We start from the raw sequence: 16082 nt of genomic DNA, 5'->3' as shown, positions 1-16082 counted from the left end.
ACCCATCAGCGCCGGGAATGGGCGGAGCGATAGCTCCGCTCACCGGCTCAAACGAGCATGCGACCCTCGGCGTCGATCACCGAGCCGATGTCCTGTTGCCCGGTCTCGCCCAGATAGTCGTTCAGGAGCATTTCATTATGCGCCTTGCCCGATGGGATCATCGGGAAGCAGTTCTCTTCCTTGTCGACCACGCAGTCGAAGATGACCGGGCGATCGACCGAGAGCATCTCGCGGATGGCATCGTCGAGTGAATTCGGGTCGCTGCAGCGAATTCCGACGCCGCCATAGGCCTCCGCAAGCTTCACGAAATCGGGCAAGCTCGCGGAATAGCTTTCCGAATAGCGGCCGCCATGGAGCAGTTCCTGCCACTGGCGCACCATGCCCATATACTCGTTGTTCAGAATGAAGATCTTGACGGGCAGTCGATACTGCACGGCCGTCGACATCTCCTGCATGTTCATTAGAATCGAGGCCTCGCCGGCGATGTCGACGACGAGAGCGCCGGGATGCGCGAGCTGCGCGCCGATGGCGGCCGGTAGGCCGTAACCCATCGTGCCGAGGCCGCCGCTCGTCATCCAGCGGTTCGGCTCCTCGAAGCGATAGTACTGCGCCGCCCACATCTGGTGCTGGCCGACTTCGGTCGTGACGTAGGTCTCACGATCCTTGGTGAGCTCGTACAGGCGCTGGATGGCGTATTGCGGCTTGATGGTGTCCTTCGACGGGCGATAGGCGAGACAGTTGCGACGCCGCCAGCCCTCGATCTTGCCCCACCAGTCCTTGAGGTCGGGCCGTTCGACCTTTGCAGCCTCCTGCTTCCAGAGGCGCAGCATGTCTTCGAGCACGTGTTCGCAATCGCCAATGATCGGGATATCGACCTTGACGTTCTTGTTGATCGAGGACGGATCGACGTCGACATGGATCCGCTTCGAGTAGGGCGAGAAGGCATCGAGCCGGCCCGTGATCCGATCGTCGAAGCGTGCGCCGATATTGATCAGGACGTCGCAGCCATGCATCGCGAGATTGGCCTCGTAGGTGCCGTGCATGCCGAGCATCCCGAGGAATTGCGGATCGGAGCCCGGATAGGCGCCAAGTCCCATCAGCGTCGAAGTGATCGGGAACCCCGTGAGGCGCACGAATTCGCGAAGGAGGGCCGAAGCGCGTGGACCCGAATTGATGACGCCGCCGCCGGTATAGAAGACGGGGCGCTTCGCCGAGGCCATCAGCGCCACCGCGGCGCGAATTGCCTCCGGGTTGCCCTTCAGGGCCGGACGGTAGGTCTTGTGCTGGTTGTTCGTCGGGCGGGCATAGGCCCCGCTCTTGAACTGGACATCCTTCGGAAGATCGATGACGACCGGCCCGGGGCGCCCGCTCGAAGCCACGTAGAAGGCCTCGTGGAGGATCCGCGGCAGATCCTCAATCGATTTGACGAGGTAGTTGTGCTTCGTGCAGTGCCGGGTGATGCCGACCGTATCGCATTCCTGGAATGCATCGGAGCCGATGAGATGTGTCGGCACTTGGCCGGTGATGCACACGACCGGGATCGAGTCCATCATGGCATCAGTCAGGCCCGTCACGGCATTCGTCGCCCCGGGTCCCGAGGTCACGAGCACCACGCCGACCTTACCCGAGGAGCGAGCGTAGCCCTCCGCGGCGTGGACGGCGCCCTGCTCATGGCGAACCAGCACGTGCTTGACGGTGTCCTGATGAAAAAGGGCATCGTAGATCGGCAGCACTGCGCCCCCCGGATAGCCGAAGATGTATTCGACGCCCTGATCCTGCAGGGCGCGGATCACCATTTCGGCACCGGTCATCGTCTCGCTCATATCGCTCGCTCCAGCTTCCAGTTCGTCGCTCACGTCTCCGGCCAATAAAAAAGGCCCCGGAGGGGGCCTCATGCGCCATCTTCGGACCTGCAGGATTATCCCTGCTCCGTCGACGGCGCCAATCGTACGAGAATAAGCGTGCGCGACACGGCACTTCCCATGTTCAAAAGTTGCGCGGCAAGCTATCGGACGCGACGAAATCGGTCAAGCGCCGTTTCCGTAAATTTCGCGTGACGAATTCAGAATCGTCTCCTCCGCAAGCTCGGGTACAACAGGGAGGAACTCGGGAAGCTGATGGCGGAAGAACGTGACCTGCCGCTTCGCATATTGCCGAGTCTCCGCCTGGGCACGGGCAATCGCCTCTTCAAGTGAGGAGGTCCCGGCGAGAGCCTCCCTGAGCCGTGGAACGCCATGCGCGCGCATGACCGGAAGCAGCGGATCGAGGCGACGAGCATCGAGCCGGGCCACCTCCTCAAGGGCGCCAGCATCGATCATGGAGCGGAACCGGCTGTCGATGCGCTCCCGCAAGGCGGCGCGATCCGGCGTGAGGAAGACCTTGATTGCCGGCATGCCCGCGAGCGGCCCCGCCATTCGCTCGCCGTGGAACGTCGCCAACGCTCGCCCCGTCGCTTCGAGAACCTCGAGCGCCCGTAGGATGCGCAGGCGATCGGTCGGCCGCACCGCGGCAGCAGCACCGGCGTCACGCTCCGCGAGCCAGCGATGCAGATCTGCCGTCTCGACCCCTTCGGCCTCGTTCCGGATGCGGCGGCGAAGCTCCTCCGGGACCGCCGGCACTGGAGACAGCCCCCCGAGAAGTGCCTTGAAATAAAGCCCCGTGCCCCCGACGAAGATCGGCACCCTGCCGGATTCGAGATCAGTGAGCACGGCCGCGGCGTCTTCGAGGTAGCGCGCAACGGAATAGTTGATGGCGCCGTCCACATGGCCATAGAGCCGGTGCGGAACGCGCGCCTCCTCCTCGGGCGAGGGGCGTGCGGTGATGATGTGCAGGTCGTGATAGACCTGCATGGAATCGGTGTTCACAATGATACCACCCATCCTCTCGGCAAGGGTGAGCGCAAGCGCCGACTTGCCGGAGGCGGTCGGCCCTGCGATGAGGATGGCGCGACCTGGTCCGACCCAATCCACTTTTCCCTGAACGATGCCGATCTCCACCTCCTCGCTCGTCGCGACGCTCGTCGCGCATCCCGACCGTCCCGGCGTCACCGACACAGTGATCGATGAGACAGCTCAGGCGCTGGGACATGAGACACGCCCGGCTGTTCTTGCAAGAGGGATTGCGGTCGACCTCGTGTTTGAGGCCAGCGAAGATCCTGCAGTGATCCAGGATCGTCTCCGACATGCGCTCGCGCCGGCGCCGGTCGATGTCGTCGTCCAGCCGCTCGCCGGCAGGAAGAAGAAGCTTTTCCTCGCCGACATGGACTCCACGATGATCGAGCAGGAATGCATCGACGAGCTCGCCGATTTCGTCGGTCTCAAGGGCGAGGTCGCTACGATCACGGAACGCGCAATGCGAGGCGAGATCGCCTTCGAGCCGGCGCTGCGCGAGCGCGTCGCCCTGCTGAAGGGCCTCCCGCTCAAGGTCGTCGACGACATCATCGAGCAGCGGATCACCCTGACATCCGGCGGGCGGGCGCTCGTTCGGACGATGCGGGCGAATGGCGCCTATACCTGCCTGGTCTCCGGGGGCTTCACGGTTTTCACGGGACCGATCAGCGGCATGGTCGGATTCGACGAGCATCGCTCGAACAGGCTGATCGTCGAGAACGAGCACCTGGCCGGCAGGGTCGAGGAGCCGATCCTCGGCCGCGAGGCCAAGCTCTCCACGCTTCACGAACTTCGCGAGCGGCTTCGTCTCTCACCAACCGAAAGCCTCGCAGTCGGTGACGGAGCGAATGATCTCGCCATGCTCTCGGAGGCGGGGCTGGGTGTTGCCTTTCACGCGAAGCCGGCGGTTGCCGCCGCGGCTCATGCCAGGCTCGATCATGCCGACCTGACCGCCCTGCTCTATGTACAGGGATACAGGGCCGAAGATTTCGTGCTCGATGGCTGAGGGGAAGAGCCGCCCTTGGGGACGCGAGGTCGGTGATTGACCCACGAACGGGCTTTGCCCACATTGGGCCCACTTGCCGCTGGGAGACTGGGTGCTCGCGCATTCCGGTCCTGAGGGATTGATAGAACTCATTATTGCGCTGCTGCTGATTCTCCTGAACGGGCTCTTCGCTCTCTCGGAACTCGCGGTGGTGTCGGCCCGTCGGCCGCGGCTTCGCATGATGGCGGAGCAGGGCCGAAGCGGAGCACAGGCCGCCCTCCATCTCGCGGAGGAGCCCGGACGATTCCTCTCGACTGTGCAGATCGGGATCACCCTGGTCGGGATTCTGGCCGGCGCTTTTTCCGGTGCAGCGCTCAGCCAACGGTTCGACGCCATTCTCGAGGGTTGGGGCGTTTCGACCAGAGTCGCGGAGCCGCTCGCCTATACGATCGTGATCGGAAGCATCACCTATCTGTCGGTGATCATCGGCGAACTCGTCCCGAAGCATCTGGCTCTCAGGAACCCGGAAGGCATCGCCTGCGCGGTCGCGCCCATGATGACCATCGTGTCGCGCGTCGCGTCGCCGGCGGTCCTGTTCCTCGATGCCTCGACAAAGGCGATTTTCAAGCTCGTGGGAGGCAAGACAGAGCCCGAGAGCCAGGTGACCGACGAGGAGATCCGCAGCCTGGTCGCGGAGGCCGAAACCGCAGGCGTGATCGAGCCCGAGGAGAAGCGGATGATCGCCGGCGTGATGCGCCTGGCGGATCGCCCCGTGCGAGGGCTCATGACGCCCCGCACCGATGTCGACCTGATCGATCTCAGCGATGACGAGGACACGATTCGTGCGGCTCTCGTCTCGACCATCCACTCCCGTGTTCCCGTTGTCGATGGGGATGACGACAACATCATCGGCGTGGTCCAGGTGCGCGCCGTGCTCGCCGACCTCGTCGACGGAAAGCCTCTGAACGTCAGGGCCCATCTCCGGAACGCACCGGTCGTCCCCGACACCCTCGATGCGCTCGACGTCCTCACCTATCTGCGCGAGGCGGAGATCCCGATGGCTCTCGTCCATGACGAGTACGGGCATTTCGAAGGGATCGTCACGCCGGTCGATGGCCTCCTGGCGATCACCGGTGAATTCACGAGCCGTGAAGAGGAAGAGCCGCCTATCGTGGAGCGCGAAGACGGATCCTGGCTCGTGTCCGGCTGGATGCAGGCAGACGAGGTGGCGGATATGATCGGCCTGACCCTGCCGGCTGGCCGGCGCGATTATCAGACCGTGGCGGGCTTCGTGCTCTCGCGTCTGAGGCACATCCCGACGATCGGAGAATTCGTCGAGGCGCTCGGCTGGCGCTTCGAGGTAGTGGACATCGACGGCCGGCGTATCGACAAGGTGCTGATCGCGAAGGTGAGTTCGGCTGATGCCGCGGAGCTGCACCGGCGCGCCAGCCTTCGCGCAGCAGGCTCATAGGTAGCCTCCCAAAGGAAGCCTTCATGATCGCCAAGAACCGCGGAGCCTCATCGCGATAGAAAACGGGCCGGCATCAGCCGGCCCGTTTTCGTTGAGACGAAGACTACGATGCGATCGGTTATTCGATCGAGACCGCCACGAAGCGGACCTCGCCCTGCGCATTCGCAACGAGAAGCAGCGCCGACTTGCGGCCGTCGCGCTTCAGGGCCTCGATGCGGCGGGTCACATCGGCCGGGCTTGAGACCGGCTCCTGGCCCACCTCGACCACGACGTCCCCGGGCTGGATGCGCTTGTCGGCAGCGACCGAGTTCGGGTCGACGCGGGTCACGACGACACCCTTGATGCTGTCCTTGATGCTGTAGCGCCGGCGAAGCTCGTCCGTCACGCTCGACAGGGTCAGGCCGAGGGCCTGATGCGTCACGCTCGGGCTGTCCGTCGGCGGCTGCTTCAGGGCAGCCTGCTGCTGGCGCTCACCGTCCTCAAGGCGGCCGAGCGTCACCTGACGGTTCATCTCCTGTCCCTTGCGGATTACGACCACGTCCACGGTTTTCCCGACGGGAGTGTTCGCGACGATCCGCGGCAGGTCGCGGGAATCCTTCACGTCGTGGTTATCGAATCGGACGATCACGTCGCCGACCTCGAGGCCAGCTGGCTTGGCAGGCCCCTTCTCGTCGACCCCGGCCACGAGCGCACCCCGGGCCGCCCCGAGGTTCAGAGCCTCGGCAGTAGGCTCGTCGACATTCTGGATTCGTACGCCCAGCCAACCGCGGCGGGTTTCACCGAACTCGCGAAGCTGCTCGATGACCGGAACTGCGGTCGAGGCCGGCACCGCGAATCCGATCCCGACGGAGCCGCCCGTCGGCGACAGGATCGCCGTGTTGATGCCGATGACCTCGCCATCCATGTTGAACAGCGGACCACCGGAATTACCCTTGTTGATGGAGGCGTCGGTCTGAATGTAGTTGTCGTACGGTCCGGAATCGATGTTGCGGCCACGAGCCGACACGATGCCCGCCGTGACGGACCCGCCGAGCCCGAACGGATTGCCGATCGCCATCACCCAATCGCCCGGGCGGAGGCGTTCGGAATCACCGAAGCGCACCGCGGTGAGCGGCTTTTCGGGCTTCACACGAAGCACTGCGAGATCGATCTTCGAATCCTTCCCGATGATCTCCGCCTTCAGGCGCGTGCCATCGGCGAAGATTACCTGGATATCGTTCGCATCCCCGATGACGTGGTTGTTGGTGACCACGATCCCGGAGGAATCGATGACGAAGCCTGAGCCGAGCGAGTTCGAACGCCTTGGCCGCAACGGGCTTTCGTTGTTGTCGTTGTTGCCGCCCCCGCCGCCGCGCCGATTGAAGAACTCCTCGAAGAGATCCTCGAACGGGGTGCCGGGCGGCAATTGCGGTAGGGTGCGGTTCCGGACTTCGACGGTGGTCGATGCCGAGATGTTCACCACAGCCGGAATGACCTCCTGGGCGAGGTCGGCGAAGGATTCCGGCGCCGACCGGGCGAGGACCGGCACGGGGACGAGGGCGACGAGGAAGGCAGCGATTGACAACCAGGACGCCCTGCGGCGCCCGTCCGCGGTCAGACTGCCCTGTGTCGGGACCGTCATGACTTCAGCCATCGATCATTTCTCCTGATGTTCCACATAGATCGGCTGCCCCGGACTGCATTCAAGCAACCGGGGAAATATGGCCGAAATCGCGCCGACAGTCAGCCGAATTGCCGAGCGATGAAGACCACGGCGACCCCCAGCACCGCGGAAACGAGACCGACGACCCGCATGCGATCGGAGGGGGTTTGCGCGGCCTCATACATGGCGCGGCGCATCCCGTCGGGAAACGCCGCGAATACGATTCCTTCGATTGCGAGGGCGAGCCCCAGCGCCGCGATGAGGTCCGCCATCAGCTCACTGAGCTGATGGCGGCGTCGGAGCGGATCCAGTCGTGGGCGGCGGCTCCGGCGCTGGAGCTGCTCCCGGTGCAGGAGACGCTCCGGGAGATACCGGCTCCGAGCCGGCCGGGTTGTTGCCGCGCCCATTCGGGTCGTTGAAATACCGGAAGAACTCGGACGTCGGGCTCAGGACGAGACGGGTCTCTCCAGGCGTCAAGCCGGCCTCGTAGGCCTGCATGGAGCGGTAGAACGAGAAGAACGCCGGGTCGCGGCCGAAGGCCTCTGCGAGGATGCGGTTCTTCTCGGCGTCTCCCTTACCGCGCAGCTCTTCAGACTGGCGATTGGCGTCTGCCTTGATCACCGTCGCCTCACGCTCGGCCCGGGCGCGGATCGTCTGCGCGAGTTGCTGACCGTTGGCGCGCAGATCAGCCGCCTCGCGCTCGCGTTCGGTCCGCATCCGCTGGTAGACGGCCTGGCTGTTGGCGTTGGGGAGGTCGACGCGCGTCAGTCGCACATCGATGACCTCGATGCCGAGGCTGCGCGCCTGTTCGTTCACGACGTCCTGGATCTCGTTCATGAGCCGGCTGCGATCGGTGCGGACGATGGCATCGCGGGACGCGCTCGCCAGCACGTTGCGCATGGCAGAGTTCGTAAAGCTGGCGAGCCGCTGGTTGGCCAGCGTGATGTTGTTCGCGGCCTGGAAGAAGCGCAAGGGATCGACGATCCGGTAACGCGTGAACGCGTCGACCTCGAGGTTCTGCCGATCCGCAGAGAGCAGCGTCTGTACCGGAAGATCGAGGTCGAGAACCCGCTTATCGAAATAGATCACGCTTTCGATGAGCGGCACCTTGAAATGGAGGCCAGGGTCCCGGACATCCGCGCGCACGGCGCCGAAACGCAGCACCATCGCGTATTGCGTCTGATGAACGACATAGATCGCGCTGAACAGTACGATTGCGGCGATCCCGAGAAGAACGAGGATGCCTGTTCGAAGGGCGGTGCTGTTCATCGCGTCGCTCCCGTCTGAGCCGGCGTCTGGTTCGCGTTACGGCTGGCGGCCGGGCGTTGCAATTCGTTGAGAGGCAGGAAGGGAACGACCCCACTGCCCTGTCCATTCTGATCGATGATGATCTTGTCCGTCCCGCCGATCACGCGCTCCATGGTCTCGAGAAAAATCCGCTCGCGAATCACGTCCGGAGCATGACGGTACTGTTCCCAAACTTGGTTGAAGCGTGCTGCCTGACCGGTCGCCTCCGCGATCGACTGCTCGCGATAGGCTTCCGCCTGCTGGACAGTCCGAGCTGCGTCACCACGGGCCTCGGGCACCACGCGGCTCGCGAATGTCTCGGCCTCGTTCTGGACCCTGACGGCATCCTGCTGCGCAGCATTGACGTCGAAGAAGGCCTGCCGGACGGGCTCTGGTGGCTGGGCGGCCTGGAGCTGAACGACGTTGACGAGGACGCCTGCCCCGTAGGAGTCGAGCGCCTCCTGCATGATCTGGCGGACTTCCTGGGTGATGCTCGATTGTTCTGTCGTCAGGATCGCTTGGATGTTGCGACGGCCGATCACCTCACGCATGGCGCTCTCGGCAACCGACTTGATCGTCCCCTGAGGGTTCTGAAGGTTGAACACGAAATCCTGGGCGCGGGCCGGGTTCACCTGCCAGACGGTATCGAAGTCGAGATCGACGATGTTCTCGTCCGCGGTGAGCATGAGGCTTTCCTCGAGCACGTCGCGGCCGCGGCCCTGTCCGGGAGCGGAGCGGTAGCCCACCTCGATGCGCTGCTGCGCCGTGACGTCCGGCTTCACCACCGAACCGATGGGAGCCGGCAGGTTATAGCGGAGCCCCTCCCCGCTCGTGCCCGTATAGGCGCCGAAGATGAGGTTGATGCCGACCTCGTTCGGCCGCACCGTGTAGAAGCCGGTGAGGAGCCATACGACAAGGATACCGAGGGCGAGGGCCACCAGCCCCTTGCCCCCGAAGGATCCGCCGCCCGGCATCAGATCCTTCAGCCGGTCCTGGCTCCTCCGGAGAATGTCCTCAAGGTCTGGAGGCGTCCCGCCCCCCTGCGGACCGGAACCCCATGGGCCGCGGCCTCCCGGGCCGCCGCGCTGACCCCATGGGCCGCCGCCACCGCCGCTCTGGTTACTCCAAGGCATCGATGCCTGTCCTCGCGTTCGCTGAATTCCGGCGGGGTGCCGGCTCCCTCTGATGGCGGTTTTGGGTGCTCGTCGTTCCGCCTGTCAAGGCTCGGACGTGGGCATCGGCGGAACATTCTTCAACGCCGTGCGGCCGGAAGCTGCACTTTAAATGCGCACGAAGTCCCGAAAGGTGAAGGCATGATCATCGTCCGGGCCAGCGAGGTGATGCGTCGCACGAACCTCGCGAAACTCTGCCCGATTCAGGGGTGGGAACACGACGTCTCCATCGGGCCTGGCATGGACCTCGGTCAGGTAGATGAGCTCCGCCTCGGGAAGCGCGAGCGCATAGATCTCGGCGCCCCCCACGACGGGGATCCAGGGCGCGCCGGCCAGCTCGGCGAGCCTCTCTGCGACGAGACGGGCCTCGCCCCACTCCGTGACCCGGTGGACTCCCGTGGCCGAGAATTCCGGATCTCTGGTCAGAACGATGGTCTCACGACCAGGCAGAGGCTTGCCGATCGATTCGAAGGTACGGCGCCCCATGATCATGGGCTTGCCCCAGGTCAGTTCCCGGAAGCGGCGCAGGTCGGCTTTTAGTCGCCACAGGAGACGGTTGTCCTTTCCGATCACGCCGTTCTCGGCGACTGCGGCGATGACGGCGAGCGGGATCATCGGCCCCCTCGCGCCAGATCGAGCAGCGCCTGCCCGGTCACCCGTTGGACGGTCCACCCGTCCATTGGGACGGCGCCGATCGCGCGATAGAATTGCAGAGCCGGCTCGTTCCAGTCGAGCACCCACCATTCGAGGCGGGCGAGATTCTCGTCCACGCATTTGCCGGCAAGGCACTGGAGGAGTGCCCGGCCGATACCCCTGCCGCGATAGTCCCGCCTCACGAAAAGGTCCTCAAGATAGATCCCGTGCCGTCCTCGGAAGGTCGAGAAATTGTAGAACCAGAGGGCAAATCCCGCAGGCTCTCCGGCCCACTCCGCGATCTCGGCGAAGACCCGGGGCTGCTCTGCGAAAAGAGCCTCTCTCAGACTCTCCTCGGTCGCATCGACCTCATGGGCCAAGCGCTCGTATTCGGCCAGCTCGCGTACGAGTTCCAGGACAAGGGTCGCGTCGGCCGGGCGTGCGGCTCGAAGTGAAAGGGACATCGGATCGGGATCAAGGAAATGCGGATCGCTCGTTACCAGCTTGGCCCGGTGCATTCCAGCGCAAGAGGCTTCGAATGGGCGGGCTCGGCCGGTCAGGCCCGATCCTCGTCCTCCTCGTCGCTCAGGCGGCGCGGGGAGGCCCATGCGGCGAGGACGTCATTGATGTCTTGCAGAACGAAGTGGCGGGCGCTCTCCGGATCGTAGCCCTCCTCGTCCAGGAGCATGTCGTATTCGGTGAGATTGTGCCGGATATAGGCGACCATCGACAGCCAGATCGCCGTCTCGGGGGCCGCCTTCCGGAGTCCGGGGCTCCCGAGCGCATGATCGATGATGCTCTCGGCCTCGTGTCCCGGAATGCGCGGGGCGAGGATCCGCAGAGCACCCTGGAGGGCCTCTTGTCTGTGCATGACCTATACGGCGACGGGCGCACGGATGGCCGGATGCGGATCGTAGTTCTCGATCACGATGTCCTCGTATTTGAAATCGAAGAGCGATCTGACGGCCGGATTCAGATGTAGCTGCGGCAATGCGCGCGGCTCCCGCGTCAGCTGCAAGCGCGCCTGATCTAGGTGGTTCATGTAGAGGTGCGCGTCGCCGAAGCTGTGCACGAAATCTCCCGGCTGAAACCCGGTCACCTGCGCCATCATGTGGGTGAGGAGTGCATAAGAGGCGATGTTGAAGGGCACTCCCAGGAACACGTCGGCCGAGCGCTGGTAGAACTGGCAGGACAGTCGCCCCTCCGCGACATAGAACTGGAAGAGGCAATGGCTTTCCCACATTCCCATAGATGCTACGGACAAACTTGCTGCGGGTGGTCTAGCCAAAGCTCGCGCTACCTTCTACGTAATAATGTAACCTAAGCAGGATTCTTCGGGTTGTCCTACAGCCTGTGAGGTCGCCTAGCTCCGGGGATGCGGTGACATTGGTGGGGGGCTGCGCAAACCTGCTTAGTGGCTCTACCCGCATGCCACTAATCTGAACCGTGACGCGAGCTCGGGTTGGAGATGGCTCAGGGTTTGAAATCGCCACGACCATTTGCCGCGGCAGTTGAGATACCCTGCCTGAGCGTCCTTGATCATCTTGCCAGCTCCGAGAACCGTCAAGCTTCGGCGTAGGGATTGCCAAGCTTCCAAATCTGGACCGCGTCCAGCTTGAGAGCCATGGTTTGGCGAGCTTGGATTGGTGGAGGGCCATCCCCTCTGAGGCGCTTTCCTCGGAGGTGATTGGTTTCATGTTACGAGTTGATTGCGCCCGCTGGGGTCAGATCCCGCACGATCTGCGGCGGCTGACGATGAGCCCCTCCCATGCACGCACCCGCGAGTGCGGGCTTGCTCCTGATGACATTGCTCACGAGAGTTGCGCCACAGGGCGGTACAGCGCGCCGAGCGCCACCCACTGACCGTAATGGAGTGGGTGCACGCCTAAACGCGCAGAGCCTGGACACCCTCGTCTATCGCCGCATCCGTGAGCGCCCTCTCTGCGTCCGGATTGCGGCCAGTCTCGGCGCGATCGTGCGCACGCCCAGCAGACCGCTGCCGCCCCGTCCGTAGAAGGTGCCGACCCAGCTTCCCACGTCACCCTCAAGCGCCTGTTCGGCTAGGTGCGCGAGCGCTTCGGCCGCAGCGTCTACCGTGAGATGATCCGTGCGGCCCTGCACCGCCTCGAGCTGTCGTGGAAGAAGGCTAGGAAGCTGCTCGGCCGGGCCACCCGGAGCGGCGGCAAGCCTTAGTCGCGCTGGGCATCCTCCAGCAAGCCCCGGAGGGTGCCCAGCATGATCGACACCTCTTTGTCTATCTCGGCGAGGTGCATCTCCATCAGGACACGGACTTCGGCTCTAGCTGGGCCAAGCGCGGCGAGCGTCTGTGGGTCGCCTCCAGCTCACCGGGGCTCTCCATCAGGGTCTCGTTCTACGGTCTCTATCTCTACAACGAGGGACAGACTCAGCTCTGGGCCTAAAGCGACCACATCATCGATGTGCTTTGTCGGCCGCCAGCAGATGCACGGGGCATGGTTGGATGAGTTATACACTGTTACATTAGTGCGCGAGGTCGGCTGCTCACCAGCAAGAGTCGCCTTCCGAGAAAGCTCCACCTGCCTCGAATCACGAGCATTCGAGTGCGAGCGCACGCGCATCACTAGGCCATCAATGCGGCAGCGTCCGGAACGTCGTTAGCAACTCATCGAGCTCGGCATCCAGTTTTGCCCTAGCAGTCGTTATCCCTGCCGGGTCTCCGTTTCGCACCGCCTGGATGAGCTTCTTCGCCGCAGCTAGTCCCCGCAAGCTCTGCTCCCCAAAGGCGAGGGATCTCCGAGCACTAAGCTCTCTTTCCTGGAGTTCATGGGCCCTCTGGGCAGAGGTCTGCCGCGCCCTGCGCTTCCGGGCCAAACGGAGATAATATTTGAGGCTTGCTAAATTGCTATGCCGCGCAAGTTCAGCCGCGCGGTTAAGAACCGTCGCAGTACTGTAATGGTACCCGGACCGTTCGATCTCGTCGTCGAGACATTCTTCAACGATGCGGCTGAGGAAACGGGCTCGGATCCTATGGAAGGTAGCCTTGACGCCGTCCGCCCGAAAAGCTGCCGACGCAACATTAGTAAAATACTCCTTGGACAGCGGCTTTCCGGTCGTATGCGAGATGAAGATCATACCGTGATCTTGCCAATCGGGATCGTCAATATTTTTAATAACATCAGTGCGCGCACCCTCTATGTAATCACGAATGTCTGCTAAGAATGTATGAGGAAGGTAGATTATTTCTATTTCTCCTCCCTTGCCTTTGATCTAAACGGGGTAACTCTTGTCGTCCTCACTAAGGTCATAGATCACGTTCCACTCGGGAATCTGATCTGCGCGAAGGCCAAGGAGCTCAAATCGGCGTCCGCCTGTGATCTCGGCACCGGTGAAGAGCAGTGTATTGCGCATGGCGATCGCAGGGTTCTTGACCTCGGAGAGGCGAACGTATGCTTGGTCCATCTCCTCGGCGGTCGGAACGTGTAGCCGTGGGCGCCCCTTCACCCGAAACAGAATGTCGCTTGTAATCTGATCAGCACTGCGGTCGTGCGGGCGCTTCTCGTTGGAAACGATACTAATCGCAATGGGCGGTGCCAACCCAGGGGACCATTCAGGAACCCCAATGATGTAGCTGAAGTGGCCGCGCGATTGTGCCCATAGGAAGAATCGGTAGATTACCCCCAGCTTCGCATTGCATGTCTTCTTCTTGCAGCCTCGCCTCGAGTGATCGCGGTTGCGCCATTTTCGCAGTATACGATCGGTTACATCCTCAAGCAACCAAGAATTTTCCTCAAGATACTCTACGAAGTTCCTGACGGTCTTGGCGTACTGCTCCAAAGTGCCTTCGCCGGTCTTGCCTCCCACCGCGAGGTGCCGGAACCAGTCCGACGCAGAGGCAATCGGTCGGCCCATACCATCGAACAGCACCGGTAGCCGAGCCTCTTTTCCCTCGGAGTTGCACGTGATCCATATCAGATTAGGACGGGATGGCCGTAATCTCACGGGTCAAGTTGCCCATCCTTGTCTAGGCCGCAGGGCTCGCAAGGGAAGGAATCATGCTCCCGTCCTCCCCCGACGACCCTGAGCCCCCGACGCTCGTACGCCAACAACTGGGCCCGCAAATGAGATATCTCCGTTAGCAGGTCATTGCTGCGCTTTTTCTCGCTTACCAGTCCCTTTCTAGCCTCGGCAGCATCCTCGCGCGCTTGGTGCCAGCCACTGGCAAGATGGGCTGTCATTGTTCGAAGTTGTGCGTTCTCCTCCTCCAATCTCTCAACCCGAGACTGGTCGGGCGAACCATTCAGATCTCGGATAAGTTGCTCGATTTTCCCTATTAGGCGTGTGTTATAGGTCGCCGAGCGCGACACCGTGCTGAAGCTGTTGCTGCTCAGCCGCATTGCTGAATCTTTCCACTGCGCGAACTGGCGCAACGATGGCGGTACGAAGGCCCCATCAGGTACGCCATGCATGCGGTACAGGCGCAGGAGCGCGGCCTTACGGAGCAAGTTTCGCCGCCCCCGATCGCGATTTGCGTTCCCACGTGGATGTCTGCCGGTCATGAGGTTCCCCACCCTACCGGGAAAGAGCTGATGAAAGAGAGGAGAACTGTCCGACGCTCCTCGTACGCGCCTCGTAGAATTTCGGGTATCCCGGGACGCGCAAGCAATGCTTCGGTTCGGGCGAGTTCTGATTGCCAGTGTTTCTGCCTCAGTTGATCAACCATATGATGGATGCAGCCTGCGCAGACCGTCTCGGTAGAGCCGGATGGATCGGGCCGCCCGTCGAGAGCAAGAGCAGCGCCTTTGCGTGCTCCCTGAAGACACTTTGCGCGGCGACGAGCTGGTTCGGTAGGACGGCAGCCGCATAGTCCCCACGGCGTGGCCCGAAGTTCGAGTTTGAGTTGATCGACAAGACGTTCACATTCGCGCTCGAGCTCACGATCGCCAACCACGCGGGTCCGCCTACGCAAGTCATCCATTAGACGCCGTAGTCGCTTGTCCAATCGACGCCCGAGCAGGCCCGTGGATTGGGCATCGCCATGCGCGATCGCCCTCACCTTCTGCATAGTGAAGTGCCGGCTCTCCTCGTGGATCATGCGTCCGAGTTCCGCATCATTGGCGTACAGTCGTGTCGTCTCAATATTGAAGTGGCAGAGAAACCACGACGCCGCTCCAAGGTCGCCGTCGTAGCGCCAGATGTAGATTATGACCCAGAGTCGCCGGAACTGATGTGCGGCGAACTTGAAATTCGTCCCGTTGGGCAAGGCTGGAACGCCCACATCCTGTGCAAAATCGTTAAGGTGCAAGCCGATGAGATACTCCTTCGGTTTGCCATCTCCCTCCCCAAAGCCGGGCACCTGGAAGAGCCCGTTCTGCTCTTCGGTCCTTACAGGCCGGCTCCAGCGTTCGAGCAGCTCCACCGCCTTAACGACGATCTCCGGGCAAGGGATAGCCACACTACGCCTGACGGTCTTCGAAATCTCCAGGACCAGAAACCAACCGTCTCCCCGGGAGCCTCTCACCGCGCCGGCCTTGACCTCGAGACCTTCCTTCTTTCGGCGCGCCAAGAGCGTGAGGATAATGATCGCGCATGCCGTCGGCAGATAGCCATCGATCAGTTTGCGTAGAGATAACTGGGCACCAGCCTCATCGACCTTAAAGCCGACCTGTCGTGCAAGAGGAATCCTATGAAGCTTCCGTAGAAGTTCGTGCTGCGCTTTCAGGTACCGCGCCCTTTCGCTCGGATTTTTGTACGTGGAGCCTCTTCTTTCCTTCAGCTTCATCCAAGCGTCCCGGACGTCGAGGATCATAGGTCCTGACTCGACAACGAAGCGTGCGGCCGCAACTAAGAGGCAATCTCCTTGCCTCATCGGAATGGTCTTCGTTCGCCCGTCGGCACGTCCGAGCCCCGCGGTCGCCCCTTCGGTTCCATCCGGGAATGGATCGACGATGAGTTTGTCGCCTCGGATTCTCGATCGAAGGTCCCATAATAATCCAATCGAACGCGCTATTTTGTCGACGGATCCCTC

Annotated in this window: 16 protein-coding genes; 2 read left to right on the top strand and 14 right to left on the bottom strand. The window is 62.6% G+C overall.

What is annotated here, in order from left to right; all coding sequences use genetic code 11:
• Nucleotides 1–47: 47 nt before the first annotated feature.
• Both BN1233_RS32900 and miaA read right to left on the bottom strand, forming a co-directional pair.
• Nucleotides 48–1823 (bottom strand): acetolactate synthase 3 large subunit, encoded by a 1776-nt coding sequence (locus tag BN1233_RS32900; RefSeq protein WP_046867863.1) that lies wholly within the window; start codon nucleotides 1821–1823, stop codon nucleotides 48–50.
• Between the two features lie 204 nt (nucleotides 1824–2027).
• Nucleotides 2028–2969 carry a tRNA (adenosine(37)-N6)-dimethylallyltransferase MiaA gene (gene miaA, locus BN1233_RS32895; RefSeq protein ID WP_046868006.1) on the bottom strand — a complete coding sequence of 314 codons (942 nt, stop codon included), beginning with the start codon at nucleotides 2967–2969 and terminating at the stop codon, nucleotides 2028–2030.
• 13 nt (nucleotides 2970–2982) lie between these two features.
• Between miaA and serB the strand changes: the two genes are divergently transcribed.
• Both serB and BN1233_RS32885 read left to right on the top strand, forming a co-directional pair.
• Complete coding sequence (gene serB, locus BN1233_RS32890; protein ID WP_046867862.1) at nucleotides 2983–3894, top strand: phosphoserine phosphatase SerB; 912 nt, start codon at nucleotides 2983–2985, stop codon at nucleotides 3892–3894.
• A 118-nt stretch (nucleotides 3895–4012) separates the two neighbouring features.
• A complete protein-coding gene (locus BN1233_RS32885) occupies nucleotides 4013–5344 on the top strand; it encodes a hemolysin family protein (RefSeq protein WP_046868005.1) in 1332 nt (443 codons plus the stop codon).
• Between the two features lie 118 nt (nucleotides 5345–5462).
• Here BN1233_RS32885 and BN1233_RS32880 read toward each other — a convergent pair whose 3' ends face one another.
• The 12 genes from BN1233_RS32880 to BN1233_RS32820 all read right to left on the bottom strand — a co-directional run.
• Entirely contained in the window at nucleotides 5463–6965 is a 1503-nt protein-coding gene (locus tag BN1233_RS32880) for a DegQ family serine endoprotease (RefSeq protein WP_425311767.1), read from the bottom strand.
• Nucleotides 6966–7066: 101 nt separating this feature from the next.
• Complete coding sequence (locus BN1233_RS32875) at nucleotides 7067–7258, bottom strand: DUF2065 domain-containing protein (protein WP_046867860.1); 192 nt, start codon at nucleotides 7256–7258, stop codon at nucleotides 7067–7069.
• 4 nt (nucleotides 7259–7262) lie between these two features.
• Nucleotides 7263–8255: a protease modulator HflC gene (gene hflC, locus BN1233_RS32870; protein WP_046867859.1), complete on the bottom strand. Its 993-nt coding sequence runs from the start codon at nucleotides 8253–8255 to the stop codon at nucleotides 7263–7265.
• Nucleotides 8252–9406, bottom strand: coding sequence for an FtsH protease activity modulator HflK (hflK, locus tag BN1233_RS32865; protein WP_046867858.1), 1155 nt, complete (start codon nucleotides 9404–9406; stop codon nucleotides 8252–8254). Before hflK ends, hflC begins: the two co-directional genes overlap by 4 nt.
• Nucleotides 9407–9553: 147 nt before the next feature.
• Nucleotides 9554–10060, bottom strand: a complete 507-nt coding sequence (locus tag BN1233_RS32860) for a dihydrofolate reductase (protein WP_046867857.1) — start codon at nucleotides 10058–10060, stop codon at nucleotides 9554–9556.
• A complete protein-coding gene (locus BN1233_RS32855) occupies nucleotides 10057–10542 on the bottom strand; it encodes a GNAT family N-acetyltransferase (protein ID WP_046868004.1) in 486 nt (161 codons plus the stop codon). Before BN1233_RS32855 ends, BN1233_RS32860 begins: the two co-directional genes overlap by 4 nt.
• Nucleotides 10543–10634: 92 nt before the next feature.
• Entirely contained in the window at nucleotides 10635–10949 is a 315-nt protein-coding gene (locus tag BN1233_RS32850) for a DUF2293 domain-containing protein (RefSeq protein ID WP_046867856.1), read from the bottom strand.
• Between the two features lie 3 nt (nucleotides 10950–10952).
• Nucleotides 10953–11327: a thymidylate synthase gene (thyA, locus tag BN1233_RS32845; RefSeq protein WP_074078412.1), complete on the bottom strand. Its 375-nt coding sequence runs from the start codon at nucleotides 11325–11327 to the stop codon at nucleotides 10953–10955.
• 665 nt (nucleotides 11328–11992) lie between these two features.
• On the bottom strand, nucleotides 11993–12199 hold the full coding sequence (locus BN1233_RS32840) for a hypothetical protein (protein ID WP_046867855.1): 207 nt from the start codon (nucleotides 12197–12199) through the stop codon (nucleotides 11993–11995).
• Nucleotides 12200–12685: 486 nt separating this feature from the next.
• Nucleotides 12686–13189 (bottom strand): hypothetical protein, encoded by a 504-nt coding sequence (locus BN1233_RS32835; protein WP_046867854.1) that lies wholly within the window; start codon nucleotides 13187–13189, stop codon nucleotides 12686–12688.
• 135 nt (nucleotides 13190–13324) lie between these two features.
• Nucleotides 13325–13981 (bottom strand): site-specific integrase, encoded by a 657-nt coding sequence (locus BN1233_RS32830; RefSeq protein ID WP_046867853.1) that lies wholly within the window; start codon nucleotides 13979–13981, stop codon nucleotides 13325–13327.
• A gap of 628 nt (nucleotides 13982–14609) precedes the next feature.
• Nucleotides 14610–16082 (bottom strand): hypothetical protein (locus tag BN1233_RS32820; protein ID WP_046867851.1); only part of this gene is annotated, 1473 nt, incomplete at its 5' end.

It is taken from the genome of Microvirga massiliensis, from assembly GCF_001006805.1.
GTDB classification, from domain to species: Bacteria; Pseudomonadota; Alphaproteobacteria; order Rhizobiales; family Beijerinckiaceae; genus Microvirga; species Microvirga massiliensis.
Note: the sequence above shows the minus strand (reverse complement) of the source record. Positions and strands in the feature narration are given on the sequence as shown.